The organism is Halomonas qaidamensis, assembly GCF_025917315.1.
Classification (GTDB): domain Bacteria; phylum Pseudomonadota; class Gammaproteobacteria; order Pseudomonadales; family Halomonadaceae; genus Vreelandella; species Vreelandella qaidamensis.
This window is the reverse complement of the sequence record NZ_CP080627.1, coordinates 2,215,306-2,227,699: the sequence shown is the minus strand read 5'-3', so window position 1 is coordinate 2,227,699 and position 12,394 is coordinate 2,215,306. Positions and strand designations below refer to the sequence as shown.

Here is a 12,394-nt window from a genome sequence, read left to right as displayed (position 1 = left end):
ATAGATGATGAACTAAATGTATAAACAATGTTCTGACAATTACGATATCTAGAGGATTCAATAACGATGGCACGAATGTCTACGTGGTGGTTGTTTCGTCGGCTCAAAACTCGTGTTTGGGCTGTAAAACGCATTGGCCGAGCTCTAAAACTTTTTTTGCCTATGACGCGTGACGTGCTGCGAGGGGACTTTCGCCCTATCCCTTGGTCTGCATTTGGTTTGATGGTGCTAGCGCTTGCTTATCTTGTCATGCCTTTTGATCTGATTCCCGATTTTCTAGTAATGATTGGCGTTGTTGATGATGTGTTGATTGTGGGCTGGTTGCTAAACCGTGCTGATGATCATTTGTCTGACTACCGCGCTTGGAAATATGCAGAAGAAACACCAGCCTCTTCTTCTCATTCACCTTCTTGAAATCTCACTGCTTAACCCCATATTGAGTTCACAACCTTTTTCGCTCTTGCCTAGCGTTAGGCAAGAGCGCCAAGCACAACGTGATGAATGAGGGCTAAGCGCATGACGACGGCGACCCACGAAGAAACTCTTGGCTTTCAAACGGAAGTTAAGCAACTCCTGAATTTAATGATTCACTCTTTGTATTCTAATCGGGAGATTTTTTTACGCGAGCTGATTTCTAACTCAGCTGATGCCTGTGACAAGTTGCGCTATGCAGCGCTTGATAACGATGCGCTCTATGAAGGTGATAGTGAGCTGCGCATTGAAATTGAGCACGATCGTGAGGCTAATACCATTACGCTACGTGATAATGGCATTGGTATGAACCGCGATGACGTTATTGCAAACCTTGGTACTATTGCTCGTTCAGGTACCGCTGAGTTTCTTAAGCAGCTTTCTGGCGAACAGCAAAAAGACGCTAAGCTGATCGGCCAATTCGGGGTGGGATTCTACTCTGGATTTATCGTTGCTGATGAAGTGGCGGTACGCACTCGCAAAGCGGGCACTGACGCCTCAGAAGGGGTTGAGTGGCGTTCTAAAGGTGAAGGTGAATTCACTGTTGCTGATATTGAATGCGAGCGTCACGGTACTGAGATCACGCTTCATCTTAAAGATGATGCCAAAGAGTTTGCCGACGACTATCGCTTGCAAAGCCTCGTGCGCAAATATTCCGATCATATCGAAGTGCCCGTACGCATGCCTAAAACCGAAACGGCAAAAGACGACGAAGGCAAAGATATTGAAGGCAGTGAAATCACTACCTGGGAAACGGTCAACGAAGCGACTGCATTGTGGGCGCGTCCGAAAAGCGAGGTCACTGAGGACGAGTACAAAGCGTTTTATAAGCACGTTGCGCACGATTTTAGCGATCCGCTGACGTGGAGCCATAATAAGGTAGAGGGTAAGTTAGAATATACCAGCCTGCTTTATGTGCCGGGCCGTGCACCGTTTGATATGTTCGATCGTGATGGCGCTCGAGGCGTTAAGCTTTACGTTCAGCGCGTATTCATTATGGATGATGCCGAACAGTTCCTGCCGCTCTACCTGCGCTTTATTAAAGGTGTGCTAGATACCCGCGATCTGTCTTTGAACGTGTCCCGCGAGCTGCTTCAGCAAGATCCTAAGGTTGATAAGATTAAAGGTGCGCTGACCAAGCGTGCGCTGGATATGCTCAAAAAACTGACTAAAGACAGTGAGCAGTATCAAACGTTCTGGAACACGTTTGGTAGCGTGTTGAAAGAGGGGCCAGGTGAAGACGCTGCCAATCGTGAAAAGATTGCTGGCCTGCTACGCTTTGCATCAACCCATACCGATACAGCTGCCCAAGAACATGCGCTAAGCGATTACGTCGAGCGTATGAAAGAGGGCCAAAAGAAAATCTATTATGTGGTGGCAGACAGCTTTAATGCGGCAAAAAATAGCCCTCATCTTGAGATTTTCCGTAAGAAGGGAATCGAAGTTTTACTGCTGTCAGACCGAGTTGATGAGTGGTTAATGAGCCATCTTACTGAGTTTGACGGTAAATCGTTTGCCGATGTGGCCAAAGGTGAATTAGACCTTGGTGATGTGGAGGACGAGGAAGAAAAGAAAGCTCAAGAGGAAACGGCTAAAGCCAAGGAAGATCTGGTTAAGCGCGTTAAAGAGGCATTAAGCGATGGTGTTCAAGAGGTGAAAATCACCCATCGTCTAACTGATTCGCCCGCCTGTGTGGTGCTTCCTGAGCATGAAATGGGCTACCAGATGCGCCGTATTATGGAAGCCGCTGGCCAGCCAATGCCTGAGGTGAAGCCGATTCTGGAGCTAAACCCAGATCATGCGTTAGTGGCGCGTCTAGAAAATGCGGACGGTGATCTGTTTGGCCAGTTAGCGCATATTCTGCTTGATCAAGCGATTATTGCCGAGGGAGGTCATCTTGATGACCCTGCTGCTTACGTTAAGCGGCTCAATAGTGTTTTAACGGCTTGATGAGTAAGTAGTTGATTGAAGCGGCCCGCTTGGATACCCAAGCGGGCCGCTTGTTTTAAGAGAGATGGTGATAAAATAAGCGTTAAACGCACGAGACCAACGATCAGGATATCGTCATGGCTGATGAGCAGCAGATGAATGTCGCAGTGCTGGGGGGCGGAAGCTTTGGTACCGCTCTGGCGAGCATTGCAGCCGATAACGGCGCAAAGGTACGCCAGTGGATGCGTGATGAGGCTTTGGTGACGCAAATAAACCAAGAGCACCGCAACGGGCGCTATTTACCGCATTACGTAATTAACTCCGCTGTCAGCGCATCCACAGACCTGCAGGTAGTGTTAGAAGGTGCTGAGTTAGTATTAATTGCGATCCCTTCTAAGGCGTTTCGTAGTGTTGTTCAGGCTGCCAAGCCTTGGCTAACGGCAGAGCAAATTCTCGTCAGTACCACTAAAGGTATTGAGCAAGATGGCTTCTTACTCATGAGCCAGGTGCTTGAGCAGGAGACAGGATTCCCTCACGTTGGCGTGATTGCAGGGCCAAACTTGGCGTCTGAGATTGCGGATAAACAGCTGACTGCCACTGTTATTGCTAGTGCTGATGCGCTTACCAGAACACGGGTTCAGCAAGCGTTAGGCTGCCGCTATTTTCGGGTATATGCCAGCAATGATCGCCATGGCGTTGAATTAGGTGGGGCGCTTAAAAATATCTATGCGATTGCAGCAGGTATGGCAGCAGCGTTAGGGATGGGTGAAAATACCCGCAGCATGCTGATGACGCGAGCACTTGCCGAAATGAGCCGCTTTGCCGTGGCGCAGGGTGCTAACCCGATGACGTTTTTAGGCTTGGCTGGCGTCGGTGATTTAATTGTTACCTGCTCGTCTAACCTATCCCGTAACTATCGGGTTGGTTACGCCATGGGTGAAGGGCGAGGCCTTGATGAAGCAGTATCGGCGCTAGGCCAGGTGGCAGAAGGGGTTAATACCGTTAAGCTTGTGTGTGCTAAAGCGCGGGAAATGGGGGTCTATATGCCATTGGCTGAGGGCCTGAATCGTGTGCTGTTTGAGGGTGTTCCGGCCCAAGAGATGGCACGCACCCTGATGATGGGTGAGCAAAGCAGTGATGTAGAATTTATACTGCCTCGCGAAGCTGTTCAGCAGGCCCATCGCGACCAAGCGCATTTCGACAGTGGAGGCGAGCATGGGTAGTGGTAAAAGTGATGTGAAAAATGTATTGATTATGCGGCACGGGGAGGCTGGGCAGGGTTTTCCCGATCACGCTAGACCACTAACACCGCGAGGTGTGAAAGAGGTTAGCGTCATGGCACAGTGGTTGGCCAGGCGCATTGAGCAAGGAGAGCTACCTTGCCCGACGCTTTATGCTAGCCCTTTTGTGCGCGCACAGCAGACCGCCCAGCTTATCGCTGATGCGCTAGGTTGTTCGTTACAAACGCTGTCATTTCTTACCCCAGACGACAGGCTTTCAACGGTTGGTAATTGGCTACTGAACTTGCCAGACGATGGCCCTATCATGCTAGTCAGCCATATGCCGCTGGTAGGCGAGTTAACGGGCCGGCTAGTGGAAGGTGCCCTTAGCCAAGGAATGAGTTTCCCGACTGCTGCTATTGCAGAGCTGGAGGCTGAGGTGTTGGCTACTGGATGCGCAACGCTAAAACGCTTTACCCAACCAAGCCAGCTGTCGTAACGTTTTATATTTACAGTACAAAAAAGCGGCTGCCTCGGCAGCCGCTTTAACGTTGATGAGAATCGATGGTTAGTGCTACAGCAGCGCGTCTAGCTTCTCTTTTAACAAGCCATTCACCTGTTGAGGATTCGCTGTGCCACGGGATGCTTTCATCACTTGGCCAACGAAGTAGCCAATCATCTTGCCGCGTTTTTCTGGTTCCGAATCTCGATATTGGGCAACTTGGGCGGGGCTGTCAGCAATTACCTGATCAATCATTGCTTCGATCGCGCCGGTGTCGGTGACCTGTTTCAAGCCTTTTGCATCAATGATGGCATCGGCGCTATCACCTTGGCCATTCCACAACGCCTGAAAGACTTGCTTAGCGGCTTTGCCATTAATGGTGTCGTCCAGTACGCGACTAATCAGCTCGCCGAGCTGTTTCGCAGAAACAGGGCTGTTTTGAATGCTTAGATTTTCTCGATTAAGCGCACCTGAAAGCTCACCTTGTACCCAGTTGGCAGCCTGTTTTGCATCGCCGCATACGCGGTGTACTTCTTCGAAAAATTCAGCCATTTCTCGACTTGCAGACAGCACGTGGGCGTCGTAAGCCGATAGGCCTAGCGACGTCTGAAAGCGCGCTCGCTTGTCGGCGGGTAGCTCTGGTAACTGGCTGCGAAGATGATCAAGGTAGGCTTGATCTAGCACTACGGGTAAAAGGTCTGGGCAGGGGAAGTAGCGATAGTCGTTAGCTTCTTCCTTGGTGCGCATGCTGCGGGTTTCATCGCGCTCTGGGTCAAACAGGCGGGTTTCCTGCACGACCTTACCGCCATCTTCGATCAGCTCAATCTGGCGCTCGACCTCATAAGCAATCGCACGCTCAACAAAGCGGAACGAGTTGACGTTTTTGATTTCCGCGCGGGTGCCGAAAGCTTCTTGGCCTTTAGGGCGCACTGAAACGTTAACATCGCAGCGCATTGAGCCTTCCGCCATATTGCCATCGGAAATGCCCAGATAGGTCACAATAGAGTGGATCGCTTTGAGATATGCAGCGGCCTCTTTTGCACTGCGCATATCCGGTTCAGAAACGATTTCTAGTAGCGGTGTGCCTGCCCGGTTAAGGTCGATGCCCGTCATGCCGTGAAAGTCTTCATGTAACGATTTGCCGGCATCTTCCTCAAGGTGGGCGTGATGGATACGGATGCGTTTGGTTGACTCATCATCTAGGGTGATTTCGACATCACCCGCGCCGACGATCGGATGATACATCTGGCTGGTTTGATAGCCCTTGGGCAAATCCGGATAGAAGTAGTTTTTACGGTCGAATACCGATACTTCAGGAATGTCGGCATGTACCGCAAGTCCAAACTGGACAGCCATGGCGACAGCTTGCTCGTTAAGCACTGGCAGAACGCCAGGCAAGCCAAGGTCAACGGCGCAGGCTTGAGTGTTCGGCTCTGCGCCAAAGGCGGTGGAAGCACCGGAGAATATTTTCGAACGAGTCGCGAGCTGAACGTGTACTTCCAGCCCAATCACGGTTTCCCATTGCATTAGGCGTTCTCCTCGGCAAAAGCAGGGCGTTGTAAGTGCCAGTCAGTGGCTTGCTGGAACTGGTGCGCCACGTTTAGCAGCTGTGCTTCTGCAAAGTGAGTGCCCAGAATTTGCAGGCCAACCGGACGACCATTTGAAAAACCCGCAGGAACGCTGATGCCAGGAATGCCAGCTAGGTTAACGGCGATGGTGTAAATATCTTGTAGGTACATAGACACCGGATCTTTCTTAGCGCCAAGGTCAAACGCGGGGGTTGGCGATGCTGGTCCCATTAGTACGTCTACATCTTCAAAGGCGTCAAGGAAGTCCTGTCGAATTAAACGGCGGACTTTCTGTGCTTTGGTGTAGTAGGCGTCAAAGAAGCCTTCTGACAACGTGTGCGTGCCAATCAGAATGCGTCGCTTTACTTCATCACCGAAGCCTTCCGCACGAGAGCGCGTGTAGAGGTCAATGAGATCAGCCGGGGCATCGCAGCGATGCCCAAAACGCACGCCATCATAGCGGGAGAGGTTTGAGGAAGCCTCGGCGGGGGCGATGACGTAATAAGCTGGAATCGCATAGTGGGTATGCGGCAGGCTTACTTCGCGCACGGTCGCTCCCAGTGATTCATACACCTTCACTGCCTCACGAACCGCTTTTTCGACGTCAGCGTCCAAACCATCGCCAAAGTACTCCTTCGGCAGGCCGATTTTGAGGCCGGAAAGCGGGGCATTGAGCGTTTCAGTGTAGTCGGGAACGCCGCGGGCAACGCTGGTAGAGTCGCGCACGTCATGTCCCGCAATGACATTAAGCAGATGCGCGCAGTCTTCAGCGCTTTTTGCCATAGGGCCAGCCTGATCGAGGCTAGATGCATAGGCAATGATGCCATAGCGAGAAACCCGGCCATAGGTAGGCTTTAAGCCGGTGATGCCACAAAACGCCGCTGGCTGACGAATAGAGCCGCCTGTGTCTGTGCCCATCGCAGCAGGTACAAGGCCTGCTGCAACGGCTGCGGCGCTGCCACCTGAGCTTCCACCGGGAACTGCTGTGAGGTCCCAGGGATTTTTTACCGCGCCAAAATAGCTATTTTCATTGGAAGAGCCCATCGCGAACTCGTCCATGTTGGTTTTACCCAAACTGATGGTGCCCGCTGCGTTGAGTTTTTCTACTACGGTAGCACTGTAAGGCGCGATGAAGTTGTCGAGCATTTTTGAGCCACAGCTGGTTTTAACACCTTGGGTACAAAAGATGTCTTTCAGTGCGAAGGGAATGCCTGTTAGCTTGCCAGCCTTGCCTGCAGCACGGGCATTGTCGGCGGCTTCTGCCTCATTAAGGGCTTGCTCGGCGGTGACGGTAATAAAGCTATTGAGGGAACCGTCAGCTTTCTCAATACGTTGTAAAAAGTGCGAAGTCAGCTCTCGGCTGGAAAATTCACCGCTTTTCAGGGCGGCAGCAAGCTGCGTTACGGTTTTATCATGCATGACCCGGAAGCTCCGTTCGGGGGCGAATAGAAAGAGCAGAAAATAGCGGCCTAGGCGTGGTAATCTGGTTACTCCACCACGCGAGGCACAAGGTAGAGGCCATTTTCTACTGCCGGAGCACAGCGCTGGAAAGCGTCGCGCTGATCAATTTCCGTGACTTCGTCGGCGCGCAGGCGTTGCGTAGCATCCAACGGGTGCGCAAGCGGCGCAACGCCATCGGTGTCCAGGCTCTGTAGCTGGTCGACCATGTCCAGTATGCGGCTTAGATCGTCGACAAAACCACTGGCTTGGTCATCGCTAACGGCGAGTCGGGCCAAGTGTGCGGCCCGGCGCACATGAGATTCTTCAAGCGCCATGATCGAATTTTCCTCGCAATCGTGATGGAACATATTCCGTGTTAAGCGGTATACATACGGTCATCTTAAATTCGTCTTGTGTAGCAGACGTAGAAAATAGCCGCAAAAGGTACCACATATTGGCCCTAACGGGCAGTATTAGGCACTACTCGTGCTTGCTGCCAAGGGGTTGCGGTGATACCGTTTGCATCCGCACAGGGTTCCCGGTCTGCACTAGGTAACAACATCCATGTTCAAACGTTTGAGGGGGCTGTTTTCCAGCGATCTGTCGATCGACTTGGGTACGGCCAACACACTGATTTATGTACGCGGTCGTGGCATCGTGCTCGATGAACCGTCCGTAGTTGCTATCCGCCAGTCTGGCAACATGCGCAGCGTCGCATCGGTTGGCGCCGATGCAAAACGTATGCTCGGGCGCACGCCAGGCAACATCACCGCCATCCGCCCGATGAAAGATGGTGTTATCGCCGATTTCACCGTGACGGAGCAGATGCTTCAACATTTTATCCGCAAGGTGCATCAAAGCACTTTCTTAACGCCCAGCCCCCGTGTCTTGGTATGCGTTCCTTGCATGTCGACACAGGTTGAACGGCGCGCGATTCGCGAGTCGGCGGAAGGTGCTGGCGCACGTGAAGTGTTTTTGATCGAAGAGCCGATGGCTGCGGCAATTGGAGCAGGGCTTCCGGTTGAAGAAGCACAGGGCTCTATGGTGGTTGATATCGGTGGTGGTACTACCGAAATTGCCATTATTTCGCTCAATGGCGTGGTTTATTCAGAATCTATTCGCGTTGGTGGTGACCGCTTTGATGAGGCTATCACTGCGTATGTGCGCCGCCACTATGGCAGTTTGATTGGTGAAGCTACTGCCGAGCGAATCAAAGAAGAGATCGGCTGTGCGTATCCAGGTGGCGAATTACGCGAAATTGATGTGCGTGGCCGTAACTTGGCAGAAGGCATTCCGCGCAGCTTTACACTGAACTCCCACGAGATTCTTGAAGCGTTACAAGAAACCTTAGGTTCTATTGTGGCGGCAGTTAAGAGTGCCCTTGAGCAATCACCGCCAGAGCTAGCCTCTGATATTGCCGAACGTGGTTTGGTACTAACCGGTGGGGGTGCACTGTTGCGTGATCTCGATAAATTAATCGCTGAAGAGACAGGCTTGCCGGTGATCGTGGCGGAAGACCCGCTCACTTGTGTGGCCCGCGGTGGCGGCAAGGCGCTAGAGATGATTGATCAGCATACTTTCGAGTTGCTGTCGAGCGACTGATCGTAGCGGTTTATCGCGGGGGATTGCCTATTAAACCGCTATTTTCGCACGGGTCTTTGCCAGGGTACCGATTATTTTTCTGTATGCTATTGGCAAGCGCTTTGATGTTTGTTGACCAGCGTTTTACACGTATGGAAGACGTGCGCGCCCAAATGACTATGCTTGTTGCCCCCATTCAGTGGGTTGTTAGTGTGCCTAGCGACCTACTGAACTGGGGGGCACTTGCGTTATCGGATCAACAAGCGCTTGTTGATGAAAACCGACGCCTGCGGGAGCAAATTTTAACGCTTTCACACCGTGGCCAACGGTTAGCTAACTTGACAGCGGAAAACGCTGAGCTGCGCGAACTGCTAAAAGCCGCCCAGCGACGCGATATCCCCTATATTACCGCTGAACTTCTGTCGCTGGATAACGATCCTTTTAGCCACCAAATGGTGGTTGATCGTGGTCACCGCAATGGTGCTTATGTTGGACAGCCAGTCATTGATGCATTTGGTTTAGTGGGTCAAGTAACTTCTGTCTCGGCTTATTCAAGCCGTGTCTTACTGTTAGCTGATGCTAGCCATGCGTTACCTGTACAAGTCAATCGCAACGGTCTGCGATTCATTGTGCAAGGCGCTGGCCGTTACGGCAGCGTTAATGTTCTGCATGTGCCTGATACGGCAGATATTCGTGAAGGTGATTTGCTTACGACCTCTGGTTTAGCGGGACGCTTCCCGCCGGGACACCCCGTCGCGAGAGTGACGAATGTTTACCACGACCCAGGCCAACCTTTTGCTCAAGTGACCGCAGAACCTTCTGCGCAATTGCAGCGTTCACGTCACTTCCTCCTGTTATTCCCGCCGCCCCGCGAAGAAATCGAGGATACTATTTGGGGGGAGGATATGGATATTTCACCCGCTGCGTTGCACGCTGCTCAGCGTGTTGGTTTACAGCAGATTGATGTGCCGCAGGATACTGCTCGGGAGGTGCCATAATGGCAAAGATGCCAGTGGTGCCGCTTGTCTTTGTGTGGTTCACGCTTGTGTTCGCGCTATGCTTACAAGTCATGCCATTAGCAGAAGGTTGGCAAGTATTCCGTCCAGAGTGGATAGGGCTAATGCTGGTTTATTGGTGCATGCGAACACCTGATAGAGTAGGTGTTTTTCATGGCTTTATTATCGGCATCCTATTGGATTTGATTGAGGGTACAGCGCTTGGTCAGCATGCACTGATATTGTCGCTGTTAGCCTTTTTCTGTGCGCTAGTTTATCCCCGTTTTCGTGCATATTCTCTGGTGCAACAGTCCGTTCTTGTCTTGGTTTTATTAGGCTTGGTGCAGTTAGTAGAGCAGTGGTTACGCACGTTAACAGGTGAGTTTTCTATCCACCTATCTTTTTTGATACCGTCATTGATTAGCGCTGTTTTGTGGCCTTGGTGGTCGACCATGCTTAAAGCACTCGAACGGCGTTTGGCTAATGCGTGATGGTTGAGGCTCCACGATGTCATCGTGGGATAAGCAAGCTTGGAGTTGGAATGGACGGGACTTTTTCTGTCGTCGCCCCTAAGGTGACCCCCGTGTTATGCCTTGCCTCAGCGTCACCTAGACGCAAGGCCTTGTTAGCATCAATTGGCGTAATAGCAGATGTCATCCCGAGCGACATAGATGAAACGCCGCTTGAAGATGAATCTGCACAGGCGTATGTAGAGCGTTTGGCTATTGCCAAAGCACAAGCGGTCGCTTCAAGGTCAGCCCTCCCTGTGCTGGGTGCTGACACCGCCGTGGTAATTGATAATCAAATATTGGGTAAGCCAATTGATGAGCATGATGCTGCCGCTATGCTTCAGAAGCTGTCAGGGCGTTGTCACCATGTATTAACAGCGGTCGCTGTGGTTGGTACCAAGGGTGTATTCTCTTGTTGTGTAACTACCAGCGTTAAGATGCGCGTGATAAGCCAGCAGGAAATAGCTGATTATTGGCAAACTGGTGAGCCTGCTGATAAAGCGGGTGGATATGCTATCCAAGGGTTAGCCGCTATTTTTGTTGAAGAAATTAAGGGCAGTCACTCAGCAGTAGTCGGGCTGCCGCTTTACGAAACAACGCATTTGCTTTGCCAACAAGGGGTGCCAATCTGGTCGGGCTGCTATAAGAGTAGATAACCGCCGTTTCGCCGCCTGCTGTCAGGGCAAGGATACTGTGACTCAATAAGGAATTTTGCATGAGCGGTGAAGTCCTCATCAATTTAACGCCAATGGAGACTCGCGTTGCATTGGTGGAAAACGGTGTCTTGCAAGAGGCACTCATCGAACGCTCACGTAGGCGTGGTATTGTAGGCAATATCTACAAAGGCAAAGTAGTGCGCGTACTGCCTGGTATGCAGGCTGCTTTTGTTGATATTGGTCTAGAACGTGCGGCGTTTATTCATGCCCATGAGGTGATGCCGCCAGGTACGCCTAATGATGAACAGCAGACCATTGGCCAACTATTGCATGAGGGGCAGGCGCTTGTTGTTCAGGTGACCAAAGATCCTATTGGTACCAAGGGCGCTAGACTCACGACCCATCTCTCGATTCCTTCACGCTATCTTGTCTACATGCCTGACTCACCTCATCATGGCGTGTCTCAACGCATTGAAGATGAACGAGAGCGGGAGCGCTTAAAGGCGTTGCTTGATTCAGGGATAGAGGAGCAGACCATCGAGGTGACCGGTGGTTTTATTGTTCGTACGGCGGCGGAGGGTGTTGTCGATGAAGAGCTAGCGAGCGACATGTACTTCCTGCTGCGGATTTGGCGCAAAGTAAGCGAACGAAAAATAACGGCAGCATCGCCTAGTGTAATCTACGACGACTTGCCTTTATTTATGCGCACGTTGCGTGACGTTATGCGTGACGATATTGAAAAAGTACGCATCGATTCCCGCGAAAACTTTGTCAAACTGGTCGAGTTTGCTGAAGAGTTTATGCCAGATGCAGTAGACCGCATCGAGTATTATCCCGGAGAGCGACCTATCTTTGACTTGTACAGTGTTGAAGATGAGATTCAAAAAGCGCTTGGGCGTAAGGTGCAGTTGAAGTCAGGCGGCTATCTGGTTATCGACCCGACAGAAGCAATGACCACGATTGATGTTAATACCGGTGGTTATGTTGGACACCGTAATCTTGAAGAAACAATTTTTAAAACGAATCTGGAAGCGGCGACGGCGATTGCTCGCCAGCTAAGACTACGCAATCTTGGCGGCATCATTATTATCGATTTTATCGACATGGTGGATGTCGAACATCAACGCCAAGTGTTACGCGTGCTGGAGAAGGCGTTAGAGCGAGATCATGCTAAAACGAAGTGTACCGGCGTGACTGAGCTTGGTTTAGTACAATTGACCCGCAAACGTACGCGAGAAAGCTTGGAACAAACGTTGTGTGAGGCATGCCCCATGTGTAGTGGGCGCGGCACGTTGAAAACCCCAGAAACAGTCTGTTACGAGATTTTTCGAGAAATACTTCGTGAAGAGCGTGCTTATAGTGCTGAAACGTACATGGTGCTTGCTTCTCAACCGGTAGTTGACAGGCTGTTAGACGAAGAGTCTGCAGCAGTCGCCGACCTGGAAACGTTCATTAATAAAACCATTCGTTTTCAAGTAGAACAACACTACTCTCAAGAACAGTACGACATCGTACTAATGTAA

General features: G+C 51.2%; 12 protein-coding genes. 9 read left to right on the top strand and 3 right to left on the bottom strand.

Annotated features, from left to right (window positions below; translation table 11 throughout):
* Positions 1-66: 66 nt before the first annotated feature.
* The 4 genes from K1Y77_RS10355 to sixA all read left to right on the top strand — a co-directional run bounded on the left by K1Y77_RS10355 (position 67) and on the right by sixA (position 4,119).
* Positions 67-414 (top strand): YkvA family protein, encoded by a 348-nt coding sequence (locus K1Y77_RS10355; RefSeq protein ID WP_264428326.1) that lies wholly within the window; start codon positions 67-69, stop codon positions 412-414.
* A 102-nt stretch (positions 415-516) separates the two neighbouring features.
* Positions 517-2,421, top strand: a complete 1,905-nt coding sequence (gene htpG, locus K1Y77_RS10350; RefSeq protein ID WP_264428325.1) for a molecular chaperone HtpG — start codon at positions 517-519, stop codon at positions 2,419-2,421.
* 116 nt (positions 2,422-2,537) lie between these two features.
* Positions 2,538-3,623 (top strand): NAD(P)H-dependent glycerol-3-phosphate dehydrogenase, encoded by a 1,086-nt coding sequence (locus K1Y77_RS10345; RefSeq protein ID WP_030072241.1) that lies wholly within the window; start codon positions 2,538-2,540, stop codon positions 3,621-3,623.
* Positions 3,616-4,119, top strand: coding sequence for a phosphohistidine phosphatase SixA (gene sixA / locus K1Y77_RS10340; RefSeq protein ID WP_264018077.1), 504 nt, complete (start codon positions 3,616-3,618; stop codon positions 4,117-4,119). Before K1Y77_RS10345 ends, sixA begins: the two co-directional genes overlap by 8 nt.
* A 75-nt stretch (positions 4,120-4,194) precedes the next feature.
* On the opposite strand, the gene gatB is transcribed toward sixA, so the two are convergent.
* The 3 genes from gatB to gatC form a co-directional block, all read right to left on the bottom strand.
* On the bottom strand, positions 4,195-5,649 hold the full coding sequence (gene gatB, locus K1Y77_RS10335) for an Asp-tRNA(Asn)/Glu-tRNA(Gln) amidotransferase subunit GatB (protein WP_264428322.1): 1,455 nt from the start codon (positions 5,647-5,649) through the stop codon (positions 4,195-4,197).
* Positions 5,649-7,109: an Asp-tRNA(Asn)/Glu-tRNA(Gln) amidotransferase subunit GatA gene (gene gatA / locus K1Y77_RS10330; protein WP_030072246.1), complete on the bottom strand. Its 1,461-nt coding sequence runs from the start codon at positions 7,107-7,109 to the stop codon at positions 5,649-5,651. The genes gatB and gatA overlap by 1 nt, the downstream gene beginning before the upstream one ends.
* A 68-nt stretch (positions 7,110-7,177) precedes the next feature.
* The gene (gatC, locus tag K1Y77_RS10325; RefSeq protein WP_030072248.1) at positions 7,178-7,465 is read right to left on the bottom strand and encodes an Asp-tRNA(Asn)/Glu-tRNA(Gln) amidotransferase subunit GatC; all 288 of its coding nucleotides are present in this window, start codon (positions 7,463-7,465) and stop codon (positions 7,178-7,180) included.
* A 229-nt stretch (positions 7,466-7,694) separates the two neighbouring features.
* Between gatC and K1Y77_RS10320 the strand changes: the two genes are divergently transcribed.
* From K1Y77_RS10320 to rng, 5 genes are read left to right on the top strand one after another with little or no spacing between them, the layout of a single operon-like run.
* Positions 7,695-8,732, top strand: a complete 1,038-nt coding sequence (locus K1Y77_RS10320) for a rod shape-determining protein (RefSeq protein ID WP_018915723.1) — start codon at positions 7,695-7,697, stop codon at positions 8,730-8,732.
* Positions 8,733-8,755: 23 nt separating this feature from the next.
* A complete protein-coding gene (gene mreC / locus K1Y77_RS10315; protein ID WP_030072252.1) occupies positions 8,756-9,709 on the top strand; it encodes a rod shape-determining protein MreC in 954 nt (317 codons plus the stop codon).
* Entirely contained in the window at positions 9,709-10,197 is a 489-nt protein-coding gene (gene mreD / locus K1Y77_RS10310; protein ID WP_030072254.1) for a rod shape-determining protein MreD, read from the top strand. Before mreC ends, mreD begins: the two co-directional genes overlap by 1 nt.
* 50 nt (positions 10,198-10,247) lie before the next feature.
* A complete protein-coding gene (locus K1Y77_RS10305) occupies positions 10,248-10,871 on the top strand; it encodes a Maf family protein (RefSeq protein WP_264428319.1) in 624 nt (207 codons plus the stop codon).
* 59 nt (positions 10,872-10,930) lie between these two features.
* Positions 10,931-12,394: a ribonuclease G gene (gene rng, locus K1Y77_RS10300; RefSeq protein WP_030072258.1), complete on the top strand. Its 1,464-nt coding sequence runs from the start codon at positions 10,931-10,933 to the stop codon at positions 12,392-12,394.